The 15443-nt window shown below is 67.2% G+C and carries 12 protein-coding genes; 7 read left to right on the forward strand and 5 right to left on the reverse strand.

Annotated features, from left to right (window positions below; all coding sequences use genetic code 11):
• Positions 1-1019, reverse strand: a 1019-nt coding sequence (locus ACVBEQ_RS18315) for a LacI family DNA-binding transcriptional regulator (RefSeq protein WP_447154734.1), incomplete at its 3' end; no start/stop codon positions are given.
• A 278-nt stretch (positions 1020-1297) separates the two neighbouring features.
• On the opposite strand from ACVBEQ_RS18315, the gene ACVBEQ_RS18320 reads away from it, so the two are divergent.
• The 4 genes from ACVBEQ_RS18320 (at position 1298) to ACVBEQ_RS18335 (ending at position 5999) form a co-directional block, all read left to right on the forward strand.
• Positions 1298-1747, forward strand: coding sequence for a hypothetical protein (locus tag ACVBEQ_RS18320; protein ID WP_447154735.1), 450 nt, complete (start codon positions 1298-1300; stop codon positions 1745-1747).
• Positions 1748-2786: 1039 nt separating this feature from the next.
• Positions 2787-3713, forward strand: coding sequence for a dihydrodipicolinate synthase family protein (locus tag ACVBEQ_RS18325; RefSeq protein ID WP_447152783.1), 927 nt, complete (start codon positions 2787-2789; stop codon positions 3711-3713).
• Positions 3714-4002: 289 nt separating this feature from the next.
• Entirely contained in the window at positions 4003-5388 is a 1386-nt protein-coding gene (locus ACVBEQ_RS18330; protein WP_447154736.1) for an MFS transporter, read from the forward strand.
• A 95-nt stretch (positions 5389-5483) separates the two neighbouring features.
• A complete protein-coding gene (locus ACVBEQ_RS18335) occupies positions 5484-5999 on the forward strand; it encodes a universal stress protein (RefSeq protein ID WP_447154737.1) in 516 nt (171 codons plus the stop codon).
• Positions 6000-6588: 589 nt separating this feature from the next.
• Here the strand turns inward: ACVBEQ_RS18335 and ACVBEQ_RS18340 are convergent.
• From ACVBEQ_RS18340 to ACVBEQ_RS18350, 3 genes are all read right to left on the reverse strand, one after another.
• Positions 6589-7206: a hypothetical protein gene (locus ACVBEQ_RS18340; RefSeq protein WP_447154738.1), complete on the reverse strand. Its 618-nt coding sequence runs from the start codon at positions 7204-7206 to the stop codon at positions 6589-6591.
• 274 nt (positions 7207-7480) lie between these two features.
• Positions 7481-9976: a glycoside hydrolase family 3 N-terminal domain-containing protein gene (locus ACVBEQ_RS18345; RefSeq protein WP_447154739.1), complete on the reverse strand. Its 2496-nt coding sequence runs from the start codon at positions 9974-9976 to the stop codon at positions 7481-7483.
• A 344-nt stretch (positions 9977-10320) separates the two neighbouring features.
• Positions 10321-11097, reverse strand: coding sequence for a 3-hydroxybutyrate dehydrogenase (locus ACVBEQ_RS18350; protein ID WP_447154740.1), 777 nt, complete (start codon positions 11095-11097; stop codon positions 10321-10323).
• A 112-nt stretch (positions 11098-11209) separates the two neighbouring features.
• On the opposite strand from ACVBEQ_RS18350, the gene ACVBEQ_RS18355 reads away from it, so the two are divergent.
• The 3 genes from ACVBEQ_RS18355 (at position 11210) to ACVBEQ_RS18365 (ending at position 14560) form a co-directional block, all read left to right on the forward strand.
• Positions 11210-12337, forward strand: coding sequence for an alpha/beta fold hydrolase (locus ACVBEQ_RS18355; RefSeq protein WP_447154741.1), 1128 nt, complete (start codon positions 11210-11212; stop codon positions 12335-12337).
• 126 nt (positions 12338-12463) lie between these two features.
• A complete protein-coding gene (locus tag ACVBEQ_RS18360) occupies positions 12464-13309 on the forward strand; it encodes a class I SAM-dependent methyltransferase (RefSeq protein WP_447154742.1) in 846 nt (281 codons plus the stop codon).
• 315 nt (positions 13310-13624) lie between these two features.
• The gene (locus ACVBEQ_RS18365; RefSeq protein ID WP_447154743.1) at positions 13625-14560 is read left to right on the forward strand and encodes an FAD-binding protein; all 936 of its coding nucleotides are present in this window, start codon (positions 13625-13627) and stop codon (positions 14558-14560) included.
• A 65-nt stretch (positions 14561-14625) separates the two neighbouring features.
• Here ACVBEQ_RS18365 and ACVBEQ_RS18370 read toward each other — a convergent pair whose 3' ends face one another.
• Positions 14626-15405, reverse strand: coding sequence for a dienelactone hydrolase family protein (locus ACVBEQ_RS18370; protein ID WP_447154744.1), 780 nt, complete (start codon positions 15403-15405; stop codon positions 14626-14628).
• Between the last annotated feature and the right edge of the window lie 38 nt (positions 15406-15443).

Consider the following 15443-nt stretch of genomic DNA (forward strand, 5'->3'; position numbering starts at 1 on the left):
GTGGAGACGACGGTGCGGGGTTCCCCGGTGTCGTTGGGGGTTTCGTCCAGCAGCAGGTCGATTGCGCCGCGGGCGATGTGGTTGAAGGGCTCGCGGACGGTGGTCAGCGGAACAGGGAGACGGCTGACGACGGGAATGTCGTTGTAGCCGATGATCGACAGGTCGTCGGGGATGATCAGGCCGCGGGCGGCGGCGGTGGCCATGGCGCCGATGGCGTTGTTGTCGTTGACCGCGAAGATGGCGGTGGGCGGGTCGGGGCGGTCGAGCAGGGTGCGGGCGGCGGCTTCGCCGGCTTCCATGGTGTACGCGTCGCCGGCGATGAGCGAGTCGTCCAGCCGAATACCGGCTTCAGTGAGGGCGGCCCGGTAGCCGGCCCGGCGCTGCACGGCGGTGGTGGCGTACTCCGGGCCCATGATCAGCCCGATCCGGTGGTGGCCGTGGTCGATGAGTTTTCGGGTGGCGAGGTACCCGCCGAGGTGGTCGTCGCCGATCGAGGCCGGGTGGATGTCGTCGGTGCGCAGGACCAGGACCTGCTGGCTGTCGCCGTCGATCCGCAGTGGCGAGCCGGTGCGCGCGGTGGCGCGGATGATTCCGTCGACCCGGCGGTGCAGCAGGGACTGCACCGCGACGCGTTCTGCCTCGGGGCTGTCCTGGGTGGTGGCGACGACGGCGAACAGCCCGCGGGCGGCGGCCGCGGCGGCGATCTCCTCGTAGAGCATGGCCATCACGGTGTCGGTGAGGCGGGGCACGATCACCCCGATGGTGCTTGTGCCGGACCGGCGCATCGCGGACGCGAGGGGGTCACGGACGTAGCCGAGGTCGGCGGCTGCCACCCGGACCCGTTGTGCAGCAGCGGTCTTCGAGGTCGGTAACCGCTCGTCCAGTACCCGGGACGCGGTTGAAATGCTGACCCCGGCCACCCGGGCCACATCTCGCAACGTCACCACCCCGCCGAGGGTAACCGGTGTGACGGCGATCTCTCGGAAGCGCGGGTTGACGTCGACTGGATGAGCGGCCATAGTTGCAATCGTTCCCGTAAACGTTCCAGAAGTCAATGCCGACACCCGCCGGAACGTTCCCGCGAGTTCCCTGAGGAGGAGCCAACGATGTCTCCCCCGCACAGGTTCGACGTGCCCTTGAGAGCACCTTGCTCTGCGGGTGGCAACCAGACCCGCTCCTTCATCGCCGCGGTCACCCTGGTCGCGATCACCTCCGCCCTCCGGGTCACCTGCGGGCCGCTGGCCGACCAGCGGATCCCGGCACTTCGCCCTTCTCACGGGTGTAGCCGGGGGAGGTGATGGGCAGAAAGAGCTTCGCCGTCGTGGATCTCATCGAGTTGTTCGCGCAGTGGGAGGCCGGGCGGTCTCAGGTACAGATCAGCGAGAGCCTGCATTGGGACAGGAAAACGATCCGGAAGTACCTCGCGCCGGCCATCGCCGAGGGTTTGGTGCCGGGTGGTCCGCCAGCGGGCGAGGCGGCGTGGGCGCGGCGGATCACAGCGTGGTTCCCGGAGTTGTCCGATGAACGGTCGCGGAAGGTGACATGGCCGGCGATCGAGGTGTACCGGAACTACATCGAGGAACAGTTGAAGGACGGAACCGCGGTGTCCATGATCAGTTCACGGCTGCGCACCGACAAGGGCCTCATTGTTTCGCGCTCATCGCTACGGCGGTGGATCGCGGCGAACCTGCCCGAGGAGGCCGTTCACCCTCGCAGGGCATCGCCGCCACGCCGCCCGCCGAGTTGAGCACCAATCAAATAGCGCCTCGGCCAAACTGATCTTCTCGAAGACCGCACACCTCTCCGCAGGCGACCGTGTTCGAGCACTATCCAACATAGGGTTTCAGTTCTCAAGCTGAGGATTTATCTGACCAATCCCCGTGGGGAATTACCTGGCCACTGAGGAATTGTTTGGCCACCTATCACGGCCGGGCCGGTTTCGGAAGAGGGGATCAATCCCCGAGCTGCCAGCACGATGAGCACAGCAATACGCGAGCAGTCAACGGAACACATGGAGTGAGTGACCGCCGACGAGGTGGAGCATGTGGTCGCGAACCGAGATGAGAATGTCGAAGCGGGGTTCGGAGCACCCTTCCCGCTCCAGTGAGTGATCGTGAGACCGCGTGAGATGAGGGCGTTTTGCTGCTCTCTAGGTCCAGTTGATGATGTGACAGGACGCCGCGGGGAGCTGGTTGATTGCATCGCAATGAGATCGGCTCAGTCTTTCGTTGTTCGATCAGTATGGGACATTCGAGGGGTATTGAGTCACGGCCGGACGATCTTCGCAGGTCGCTGCTGACAATTGCCGGACAAATCTCCGGACAGTGGAATCGTGACCCCTCGACTGCACTCCCCACTCTTGACAGAGCGCCCAAGTGAGAGTTATGTCTCTGGCGCTGGACAACAGACCGGCCGGGGCCCGGGTCACCGTCATAGGACCGTGACGCCGGGAAAGGATGCTTGTGGCCCAGTCATCATTGTTGCTCTCGATGGGTGGCGCTATGAATGGCGTGATAGTCCGGGGAATCACTAATAACCTGAATTCGGACAGGGTCAGCTACACCTCCAGGTGCGTTAACCGTTCGGTGAGCGACCCCGTTACCAAAGGGGTGACTCATGCAGGTTCCGTAGGCCAGGACTGAACGGTGTGATGGCGATCTCATCGAACTGGGGGTTGACGACACCACAGTCAGCAGCGATAGTTGCAATCGTTCCCGTAAACGTTCCGGGATCAACGCGATCACTCGAAGGAACGTTCCCCACAGTCTCCTGAGGAGGAGTCAACGATGTCTCTCGGAAACCTCGATCTGCGTGGTCTGAACCCGGCCCCGGTCACCCCGTTCACGGTCGACGGCGACGTGGACTACGCCGCTCTGTCCGACCTGGGCAAGTTCCTGGCCTCGGTCGACGGGGTCAAGTCACTGGTCGTGCTCGGGCACGCCGGTGAGGGCACCTTCCTGACCCAGGACGAGCAGGTCAAGGTCATCGAAACCCTCGTCGACGAGGTCGGCGACCAGGTCGCGATCATCGCCGGCATCACTGGTGAGGGCACCAAGGTCGCCGTCGAGGAGGCCCAGCGGGCCGTCGCCGCCGGCGCCAAGGCCGCCCTGACCTACCCGTCACACGGCTGGCTGCGTTTCGGCTACCAGGACGGCGCCCCGCAGGACCGGTACAAGGCCATCTGGGAAGGTGCCGGGCTGCCGCAGATCATGTTCCAGTACCCGGACAACACCAAGGCCAACTACAACCTGGACACCCAGCTGGAGATCGCCGGCCAGGAAGGCGTGTTCTGGACGAAGAACGGTGTGCGCAACATGCGCCGCTGGGACACCGAGATCCCGGTGCTCCGCCGCGAGTACCCGGACCTGCAGATCTTCTCCTGCCACGACGAGTATCTGCTGCACACCATCATGGACGTCGACGGCCTGTTGGTCGGTTACGGCAACATGGCCCCCGAACTGCTGGTCGAGTTCATCAAGGCCGGCAAGGCGCAGGACTGGACCGCCGCCAAGAAGATCCACGATCAGCTGCTGCCGCTGACCAAGGCCGTTTACCACCGGGGCTCGCACATGGAGGGCACCGTCGCCCTCAAGCACGCCCTGGTCTCCCGCGGCGTCCTGGCCCACGCCACCGTCCGCAGCCCGCTGCTGCCGCTGGCCGAGGGTGCCGACGTCGAGATCGCCGACGCCCTCAAGGCCGCCGGCATCATCTGACCCACCGTCCATCAGTCGCGGCCGACGCCCGCTGATGGTCCGGCCGACTGATCGGCCCCGGGCAAGCCGCCCGGGGCCGATTGACCGTGCCCTGCACCGATCCGCCCGGCCGACGCCCGCGGATCACGGGGTGGCGGGCCTACCGCACACTGCGGCGGCCCCCACCCACCGGGACCACACCCCCATCGCCACTTGCGTTTTGCGCCAGTCGCGAGGTGACCCGGTTCGGTGACACAGCAGTCCCGACGGACTCCGCGCCCAGCGGAGGGCGAGGAAAACCCAAACCATCATGACAACTCATATCACCGGCGAGGCGGAAGCCAACGCCAATGCGAACGCCCTTTTGGTCGGCCGACTGGAACGGATTCCGGTCACCCGACGATTGCTCTGGATCCGCGTCATCATCGGATCCGCGACCTTCTTCGACGCTTACACCGTGCTGGTCATCGCTTTCGCGATGCCACAGCTGGTGAAGGAATGGAGCCTGAGCCCGGCCGAGGTCGGGATGATCCTGTCCGCAGGGTATGTCGGGCAACTCGTGGGCGCGATCGGCTTCGGCTACTTGGCCGAACGCATCGGCCGGCTTCCCACCCTGTTGATCACCATCATCCTGTTCGTCTCGATGGACGTCGCCTGCCTGTTCGCCTTCAACGGGGCATCGATGATGCTGTTCCGGTTCCTGCAGGGCATCGGAACCGGCGGCGAGGTCCCGGTGGCCTCCGCCTACATCAACGAATTCATCGGCGCCAAGAAGCGTGGCAGGTTCTTCCTGCTCTACGAATTGATCTTCCCGATCGGCCTGCTGTTCGCCGGCATCTCCGCCTACTTCCTGGTCCCGAACTTCGGCTGGAAGGCATTGTTCATCGTCGGCATCATCCCGGCGCTCATCATGATCCCGTTGCGGGTTCTGATGCCCGAATCCCCCCGCTGGCTGGCCTCCAAGGGCCGGATCGGCAAGGCCGACAAGATTGTCTCCATGCTGGAGAACGAAGCGGTCAAGGAGGGCAAGCCGCTGCCCGAACCGGTCATCCGCCCGGTCGACCCGAGAGCGACCCAGAAGTCGGACTGGCGGGAGCTTTTCAAGGGCATCTACCTCAAGCGAACCCTGATGATCTGGGTCCTGTGGATCGCCGTGTACACCATCAACAACGGCATGATCACCTGGCTGCCCACCCTGTACACCCAGGTGTTCGACGTGCCCCTGCAGACCAGCCTGCTCTACGGGTGGACCACCTCCGCGTTCGGTGTCGCCGCATCCGTCGCCTGTGCTCTGCTGATCGACAAGGTCGGCCGGAAACGCTGGTACACCGCGGCTTTCCTGCTCGCCGTGGTCCCGCTGGTCGCGCTCGCCCTGCTCGGCGCCACCTCCGCTGTGCAGGTCCTGGTCGGCGCAACAGTCACTTACGCCATCCTGCAGACGATCGCGTTCTCCCTCTACCTGTACTCCGCCGAGCTCTACCCGACCCGGCTCCGCGCCATCGGTACCGGATTCGGCAGTGCCTGGCTCCGCGCAGGATCCTCGCTCGGCCCCGTCCTCGTCGGCTTCATCGTCGCCGGCGTGGGGATCCAATACGTCTTCGTGCTGTTCGCCGTCATCGCAGTCATCGGCGGCCTGACCACCAAGTTCTTCGGGATCGAGACCAAAGGCCAGGTCCTCGAAGAACTCTCGCCCTGACCCACATCCGCACCGCGCCCCCTGCCCGCCCGCAGATCACCGATCTGCGGGCGGGCAGTGGATCAGGACCCGGCCGCCCACACCCACCTGTATCGGTGGCGGCGACGACCCGGAGTCGCCCGCCTCCCGAACCCACACTCAGAGAACTGAGGAATGCACGCATGTTTGAGCAGATGCTGGTTGCGATCGACGTGACATCGAACGAGAACAACGTCCTCGACGCGGCGCAGAACCTGGCCAACCTCACCAGCGGGACCGTGCACCTCCTGCACGTGGCCGAACAGCAGGCGACGACCGGAGAGATGCTCGGCGAGGGCCTCGCAGTGACGGGCGGTGCGGATGCCGATGCCAGAGAGATGGCGCTGAGCGACCAAGCCGTCGCGCGACTCACCGCTTCAGGCGTGAAGGCGGACGGGCAGGTCATCCAGATCACTCGGGGCTCACAGGCCGACATCGCCAGGGTCATCTTGCGCCGCGCTCAGGAACTGAACGTCGACGTGATCGTGCTCGGGGAGAGCCTGCACGGGAGGACTTCGAGGCTTTTCCGGGGAAGCGTCGCCGATGAGGTTGTGCACCACCATCCCCAGTGCTCGGTGCTGCTCGTTCCCTGAACGGGGTTCGTGATGAAATTCCCGGTTGACCGCCCGCCGGGACCCGGTGTGCCCGTCACGCCACTTCCCGCCCGGCGGGCCGAGCATCAGGAATCGCCACGGGCGGCCTGGCAAGGAACCGACAGCTCCGAGCTTTCCACCCGACCAACGCACGAACCACCGACCGCGAGAACCGGACCGCCGCAGCCAAAGACATCTGCCGTCGGTGCCCCGCGGTGACCGCCTGTCCGTCCACGCGCTCCGAGCCCGCGGATCCAACGGCACCATTCGCCGATCGGCGCGTTCCGTTGCGCCCTGTGGAGTCTCGCGCAATTGTCGATGCGGTCAAATGTACTTGCATTCCCGCGTGGAAACTCTCGAATACGCGCCCCCGACTCAGACCCGTTCAGCCGCTTGGCCACTCGGCTCACGATCGCACAGTATTGTCCGGCCCGACCGCACCGGGCGGCCGGAACCGTCACCTACCGAGCGGGAGGGCGTGCCTGCAAACCTGACAACGCTGACCGGGAACAGCGAGGACAGCATCAGTCAAAGGAGAGATCGCAGGAGGAGAGTTCGGCAGGAGGAGAGATCGGTGCGAGGAGGAAGGTCAGTACGAGGCGAGGTCCGGCACCCGAAGGTGCGGCATCACCAAGTCGAAGAGCTTTACGTCGATGACGTCGGACCCCAACTGGTGTTTGCCGTCGGAACGGGCCAGCCGGCGCTCGGCGGCCTCGGGGCTGTCGTAGGCAACAGTGATCGCGGCCCTACCCCACTCCGGATTCACCAGCACGCTCGCGCTGCAGTAGCCGCGGATTGCCCTGAGCGCCGGCAGGCTGACCGCCGAGAAATCGTCGATGAAGGCTTCGGTGGCTTCCCTGGGTACGCGGAGCCACGTCACCCGCACGCAGGCGGCTGTCTTCGAGTCGTACCGCCGGTCCATAGCCGCGACGCGCCACTCCTCGATCTCGGCGGTGCCCTCGAGGGTCCGGGCGATGCGATCGCGGATCGGCCTGATCTTGACCACGCTGCCGTGCATGGCAGCCTCCGACTCCCAGGCCGTCGTCACGATGCACAGGCCAGTCGACCGCTGGGCAATGGCCGACATGCCGATGCACCGGGGCATCGCGAGGATTGCCGGCACGGCATCGTCGCGGATGAAGGCAACGCCCCGGTCGACGGTGTCCGAGCGACCCTGGTACGTCACAGTGCGGGCAAAAACGGTCACTGCACACCTCTCCGTGTTGCGACGCCGTATGGCCACGCCGCCTATCGGCTATTTTCCTCTCCGCACGGCCCCGGCGCCATGCGCCGCCGGAGAGGACGGTCACAGGGTGGCATTAAACCCGCCGAATGGCCGCACACCCAAACCCGGCGGCCACCCGAAACGCCGACCCGCGGGTCACCGGCCGGGCATGGAGCGCCGCACATGTCCGCAGAAGGCCGCGGCACCCCGGGTGAGGGTGCCGCGGCCTTCGGAACTCGCGTCGTGCAGGCCTCGCTCAGTGCACCGTGAAGGTGTCCGAGACCTCGACGTCATACGGAGTGGTCGTGTTCTTGTTGACCTGCGCGATGTAGGAACCGGGTTGCACGACCGGCGGCCCGGCGGCGTCGATGTCCCCGCCGCTGACACCCAGCGCCGACAGGTCGAACCTGATCTTGATCGTCTTCGACTGTCCGGCCTCGAGGGTGACCCGGGTGAAGCCGACCAGTCGCTGCGGCGGCGTGACGACGTCGCTCACCGGTTGGTTCACGTAGAGCGGGATGATGTCCGTTCCGGTCCGTGCGCCGGTGTTGGTCACCTTGAGTTGCGCGGTGACCCGGCCATCGGCGTTCACGTGTTCGGGCACCGACAGCGCGCTGCGCTCGAAGGTGGTGTACGAGAGGCCGAATCCGAACGGGTACAGCGGGTTGTAGCCGCTCCCGGGGCCGGACGCCGTGCTCGGCAGCTGGTCGAAGAACTTCGGCTGGTCACCCAACGGCGAGGGCGCGGTGGTCTGGAAGTCGCCACCCACCGCGGGCGCGTCCGACGGCCAGCTGACCGGCAGCTTGCCGCTGGGATTGACCTTGCCGAACAGCACGTCGGCCACCGCCCGGCCCGTCTCCGTACCGCCCTGGTAGGCCATCAGCACGCCGTTGGCGGAGGCCGCCGGTCCCAGGCCGACCGGACGTCCGGCGAGCACCACGACGATCACCGGCTTGCCGGTCGCCTGCAGGGCGGCGATCAACTGCTGCTGGTCGGGCGGCAGGGCGGGCGCCGGATTGTCACCCAGTCCCTCGGCGTACGCCTTCTCCCCGACAGCGACCACGTACGCGCTGGCCGTCGGCGCCGCGGCCAGCGCCGACGCCTGATCCGGGGCGTAGACCGCTGAAGGGCTGGCGGCGCGGATGCCGGTGAGCACTGTCGATCCGGGCGGGATCTGGTTCTCCGGACCCATACAGCAGACGTGGCCGGCGCCGAAAACGCCCTGCCAGCTGACGCTCCAGCCGCCCAGTTGATTCGTCATCGAGTCCGCGCTCGGTCCGGTGACGACGACCGTGTCGCTCGGTGACAGCGGGAGGGCGCCGTTCTCGTTGCGCAGCAGGGTGATCGACTCGCGCGCGGCCTTCAGAGCGGCCGGCCGGCCCGCCGTCACGGCGGCGTTGGCCTTGTCTGCGTCGATGCAGGGCTTGCTGTAATCGCGGACGCAGGGCTGGTCGAACAATCCCAGCTTGAACTTCAACGTCAGGATGCGGGTCACCGCCTCGTCGATCCTGGCCTGCGTGATGGCGCCGCTCTCCACCGCCGCGATCGCGGCCGCCTGCCATTCACCGGCGTCGAAGACCTGCATGCTCATGTCGACACCCGCATTGACCGCCTTGGCAATGGCGCCCGGCAGGTCCGCCGCCACGTGGTAGGCCGTCTGCAGGGCCGGCACGTCACGGTAGTCGCTGATCACCACTCCGTCGAAACCCATTTGACCGCGCAGGATGTCGGTCAGCAGGTAATGCGACGCGTGCGCGGGCACCGCGTTGATGGAACCGGAGTTCGCCATCACCGTCAATGCGCCCGCATCGATACCGCCGGCGTAGGCGGGCAGGATCGTGCTCTGCAGGTAGCTCAGCGGCAACAGCGCCTCTGCCCGGTCGTGCCCGTTGATGGACTGCGAGTACCCGGCGAAATGCTTGACGGTTGCGGCGACGCCCAACGAGCGGCGCTTCGCCGGGATCTGCAATGCCTTGACATTTGCGGCACCCAGCGCGGAGGCCAGCACCGGCTGCTCCGCCCATGTCTCATACGTTCGCCCCCAACGGTTGTCGCGATGCAGATCCTGTACCGGCGCGAACACCCAGTTCCATCCGGTGGCGGCGGTCGCCCTGGCGGTGACCGCACCGCTCGCCTTGGCCATCGCCGGGTTCCACGTCGCGCCGATCCCGATCGAGTGCGGGAACAGCGGAGCCTGCCAGGGATGCCCGAAGCCGTGCACCGCGTCGACGCCGAAGATCACCGGAATGTGCAAACGCGAGTTCTCGATCGCATAGCTCTGGATGATGTTGTACTGATTCGCCCAGTCGTAGCCGGTGTTGCCGACCCCACCCTCGCCCGTGGTGTCCACCGGATTCTCGGTGCCTCCAGCGAGAATGGATCCGGTGTTCTGATTGACCAGCACCTCTTCCAGACAATCCGGTCGCGGGACGGCGAAACCCGCATCGCCGCACGCTGTCCCCTCCGTGGCGGCCACCTCGGTCACGAGTTGCTGGTCCATCTGGCCGACCTTCTCGGCCAGCGTCATCCGGCTCAGCAGGCGCTGGACCCGGTCGGAGATCGGCCGCCGCGAATCGAGCCATGCGGCGCTGTCACCGTCCGACGGTGCTGATCGGGGTACTGATTGTCGCGCCGATTCGGCGGCAGCCGGAACCAGTGACAGGCCGAAGCCGGCGCCGCCGGCAAGCATTGCCGCCGCGAGGCCGATCGACCACCGGGTTCGGAATGTGCGCGCGGAACTACCAGTGAACATCGTTGACCACCCTCGACGCCGCGGACCGGAAGGAATTGCGGAATGCAGGTACGGAAAAGGACGCGCTTTCACCGGCCGCGCCGGTCAGTGTCAGGACTGACCTGCGGGGCTGGCAACGCTCCCATAGTTGGTTCCGTGACCCCACCACCGCAGCGAAGTTCTGTCAACAGCAACGTTTTTCGCGATCAGGGCTGCGGTACACGGAGGTAGGCCGAATGCGTGAATCGTGCCCTAACGGCAGGCACTACTGAAGCGATCAGGAACGACCCAGCGCAAAAGTATGCGCCGATCCATTACGCCAATTCCGATCGATCACTGCTGTGGTGCACTGGCGGCGTTGCCGATCAACGCGCTCCCCACCCGCCGTCCATCACCAGATCGGACCCGGTGATGGAGGCGCTGGCCGTTGAACAGAGGAAAACGGCGGCCGCGGCCACCTCGTCAGGCTCGATCAGCCGCTTCACCGGGGACGAGCCGAGGATCACCTTGCTCAGCACGTCCTGTTCGGACATCCGATGCGCCGCCATCTGATCCGCGATCTGCTTCTCGACCAGCGGGGTCCGCACATAGCCCGGATTGATGCAGTTGCTGGTGACGCCGGTCTCGGCAGCCTCGAGGGCGATCACCTTCGACAGCCCCTCCAGACCGTGCTTGGCGGTCACGTAAGCGACCTTGAACGGGCTGGCGCGGCGACCATGGGCGGAGGAAACGTGCACGATCCGTCCCCACCCCCGCTCGTACATGCCGGGCAGCACCGCGCGGGACAGGACGAACGGAGCGGTCAGCATGATCCGCAGGATGGTCTCGAAGGTGGCGATCGGGAATTGCTCGAGCCGCTCGACATGCTGGATGCCGGCGTTGTTCACCAGGATGTCGACGCCACCGGCAACGGACTCGATGGCCGCCGGCAGGTTGTCGATGTCGGACAGGTCGATCACCAGCGGTGTCGCCCCGGTCTCGTCCCCGACCGTGCGCAGCGCATCGGCATCGCGGTCCACCGCGATCACCGACGCACCCTCGGCGGCGAAACGGGCGGCAATCGCGCGGCCGATCCCGCTGGCCGCGCCGGTCACCAGGGCATTCCTGCCCTGCAGTGGGCGATTCGTGGACGGCGTCGTCATACCCGGCAGGATAGGCGGGCAGGGTCAGGGCCTCCACGCGACACCGTCCGGCGCGCCGTTGTCGAGAAAACGTGGAACCTCGCGAACCTCCGCAGGTCTACCCTTACCGGGCATGGCACGCTCCCTGCCGCCCCAGTCGATGCGCTTCTGCCAGTCCGCGGACGGCGTGCGGATCGCGTACGCGCAGCACGGACACGGCCCGCCGCTGATCATCTCCACCTGTTGGCTGAGCCACCTCGAGTACGACCTGGAAAGCCCCGTCTGGCGGCACTGGGTCAACGGCATGGCTGAGATCGCCACCACAATTCGGTATGACGAGCGCGGTTTCGGCCTCTCCGACTGGGAGGTGCCCGACTTCGCGTTCGAATCCCGGATCAACGACCTGGAAGCGGTGATCGAGGCTGCCGGATTCGACCGGTTCGCGCTGCTGGGCATGTCGCAGGGCGGCCCGACCGCCATCGCCTACGCGGTCCGCCATCCCGAGCGCGTCACCCGGCTCCTGCTGCACGGCAGCTACACAGCGAGCCTCGGCCCGACCAAGGAGTCCGCGGAACTCGAGGATGCCTTCACCCGGATGATCGAGGTCGGCTGGGCGCGGCCGGAAGGCCGGTTCCGCAGGGTGTTCACCGACATGTTGATGCCCGGCGCCAGCCCGGAGCAGATGCGCTGGGTCGACGACCTCATGCGGATGTCGACGTCCACCGCGAATGCGGTCGCCTTCCGGGAACAGCGCCGTGACGTCGACGTCGGCCCGTTGCTCGCCCGGATCGAGGTGCCGACCCTGGTGCTGCACGCCAGGGGCGATCAGATGAACGACTTCTCCGAGGGCCGGCGGCTGGCGGCCGAGATACCCGGTGCCAGATTGGTGACGCTGGAATCGGCCAATCATGTCCTGCTGGAGGACGAACCGGCCTGGCCGGTTTTCCGGCGGGAGGTCGACGATTTCCTGGAGCCGGACCGACGGAACGGTCCGAGGCCGTTGCGCGCGGTGCCCGATGACAGCGGAACCCCACGGCCGGAACTGCTGGATTCGCTCACCGCCCGGGAGCGGGAGGTGCTGCGGCTGGTCGCGGCCGGACAGGACAACCGGGAGATCGCGGCCGCGCTCACCCTGAGCATCCGCACCGTCGAGCGTCACCTGCAAACCATCTACCGCAAGCTTGAGCTCTCCGGGTCCGCCCAGCGGACCGCCGCAGCCGCCATGGTGCACGGCGGCGACTACGCGCCGGCCGCCTCCTGACCCGTCCGGTCGCCCACCGACCTACGCGTCGGCGCTGTAGTGCCGACCCTGACAACTTCCTACCGTCAGGAGTGTCAATTCGCCGCGCCGGAATCCCGCCGGGCGCGCCACTCCAGGGGAGAATTCATGACGACAACCACCGCAGCCGGGCCCGATTCGCAGGCCGACCGCGAACTGAAGGCCAAACATCGGGCGATGTGGGCGCTGGGAAACTATCCCGAATTGGCCGCGGACCTGATCTCCACACTCGGGCCGGCCCTGGTCAACGCCTGCAAGGTGCGGCGCGGCGATCGGGTACTGGACGTCGCAGCCGGATCCGGCAACGCCGCCATCCCCGCCGCGCTGATCGGCGCCGACGTGGTCGCATCGGATCTGACCCCCGAATTGTTCGATGCCGGCCGCTCGCAGGCGGCTGCGCGCGGTGCCTCCGTCGAATGGCTGACCGCCGATGCGGAGTCACTTCCGTTCGCGGACAACGATTTCGACACGGTGATGTCCTGCGTCGGGGTGATGTTCGCGCCCCATCATCAGCACAGCGCGGACGAACTCGTGCGGGTCTGCCGGAAGGGCGGCACCATCGGCCTGCTCAGCTGGACGCCCGAGGGGTTCATCGGGCAACTGTTCGCCACCATGAAGCCGTACGCGCCACCGCCGCCGCCCGGCGCCCAGCCCCCGCCGCTCTGGGGCAGCGAAGCCCACGTCCGGGAATTGTTCGGCGACCGGGTCACCGGCATCTCGGCGCATCGAAAGACCGTGCGGGTCGATCATTTCGCCGAGCCGTCAGATTTCCGCGAGTACTTCACGTCTCATTACGGGCCGACCATTGCGGTCTACCGGTTCATCGCCGCCGACCCCGACAGGGTGGCGGCCCTCGACCGCGAACTGGACGAGCTGGTCACCCGCTGCCGGCTGGGCAACAGCGGCGCGGTGATGGAGTGGGAGTACCTGCTGCTGACCGGCACCAAGGCCTGACGGTTGGGCTCGCCAGGCCGCGTCGCGCCGGCCGATCGCGTCGCCAGGCTGCCGCCTCGCCCGACGCCGGCGGAAGCGCTGCTCGCGTGTTGAAGCGCCTCACTCTTGCTGTGTACGCGTTCCCCGTGCTGCAGCGCGCGGAACGGGTACCCGGCAAGAGTGACGGTGTTCTGGACCCGGCGGTCGGACGTTCCACCGTCGGCGATCGGCCCGACCGCCACGCCGTTCCAGTGGTTCTTCAGTGGACCTTCAACGGTTCTTCAGTGCCGCCCCGTCTGATGACCGGGTACCTGAGCGCACCGACTGGAGATCCCGATGAGCATCGCGAGCCCGTTCACCACCACCGACCTCGCCGTCGCCATCCGGGCGAACGTGCTGGGCGACGTCGTCACACCCGACGAGCCGAGCTTCCCGGCCGCAACCTTTGGCTTCACCCGGACGACGGGTGAGGGCCCGGAACTGGTGGTCATCGCTGCCCGGGCCGCCGACGTCGCCGCCGCGGTCCGGGCGGCGGCGCGCGCCGGACGGCGGGTGAGCGTCCAGACCCCGGCCGGCACCACCGGCGACGGCACCGTCCTGATCGTCACCCGGCTGCTGGCCGGCGTGCGGATCGACCCCGGCTCGCGGACCGCGACGGTGGGAGTAGCGGCAGGCTGGCGCCAGGTTCTTGACGCCGCCGAGCCGCACGGCCTTTTCGCCCCCGGTGCCGGCACTGCGGAGGCGACGGTTCCGGCCTCCACACAGGCGGGCTTCGGGTTCTCTGCCGATCACATCACGGCTCTGCAGTTCGTGACCGCGACCGGCGATCTGACGTGGGTGCACCGGCACAGCGACCCGCTGCTCTTTTCGCGAATCCGTCGCGGCGTCGGCACGGTCACCGCGATGGTCGTCGATCTGGTTCCGCTTCCCAGCCTCTACGCAGGAGCGATGTGGCTGGCCGTGGACACCGATCCCGTTGCGTTGCAGCACTATCACGCGTGGGCCGCGCTGCTGCCCGCCAACACCAGCACCTCGCTGTCCCGTCACCAGCTGCCGGACGACGCCGGTGTGCCGGCCGGGCTGCGGGGCAGGGAGGCGCTGCGGGTGGGGTTCGCGCATCTCGGAACCCCCGCCGACGGTGCGCGGCTGATCGCACCGCTGCGGGCGGCCGCTCCCTGGCTGCTGGACAGCGTGACCGAGATGCCATGGTCGGCCGTCGGTGTGGGCCTCCGGACGCCCCGTGCGGTTCGGTCCCCCGTGGGTATCGGGTGATCGTCCGGCTACTCCGCCGCCGAGCCCCCGCCTGCGACAGGGGGTTGGTGTCGGGTGACCGTCCGCTACTCCGCCGCCGAGCCTCCACCCGCGACAGCGGGTTGACCGGCATGCAGGTGGGCATCGAAGAATCCCAGGATGCGGCGCTTGGCATCGGCGGAGGAATCGTGGTCGTAGCCGATCCCGGCCACCTTCATAAGCACTGTCAGCGGTGACGCAACCGCGATCCGGTTGATGAAGGCGTGTCGGGCGTTCGGGTACTCCTCAATGTCGTGCACGACGTTCGCCTTCGCCAGCGCCGGCGCCAGCCTCCCCGTCGCCCCTTTGAATGCAGTGTCCCGGCCGCCGTAGCTGGCGACGATCGGGCATGCGCCCGCCAACACTTCATCAAGGTTCTCCGGCAGCGGCCCGTAGTTGACCGAGGCCGCGGAGTAGCCGGGCCGACCGGCGAGCAGCAGCGCGAAGGCCCCGCCCATGCAGTAGCCGATGACTCCGACTGTCCCGGTGCAGTTCGGCAGGGCTGCGAGATGCGTGCGGGCGGCCTCGATCTGCTGGAACACCGGACCCTGCTGGGCGGTCAACTGGCCGAACGTCGCCTTGATGCAGCGGACCATCGATCGGCCGTTGTACAGGTCGGGCGCCAGCGCGAGATAGCCGGCGGCCGCGAGCCAGTCAGCCTGTTCACGGATGTCATCGCCCAACCCGAAGGCGTCGTGCACGACGATCACACCCGGCCACGGGCCCGGCCGGTCACTGACCGGGACGGGTTCGGCGAGGTAAGCAGGCCGGGTCGCGTCCTGCCCCGCAGCAGTCGGTCCGGCGGCGGTGTCTGCAACGGTGATCATCGGCATGGCGTAAAAGTACGCGCGCGACCCCCGAGCGT

The organism is Nakamurella sp. GG22 (assembly GCF_052976845.2).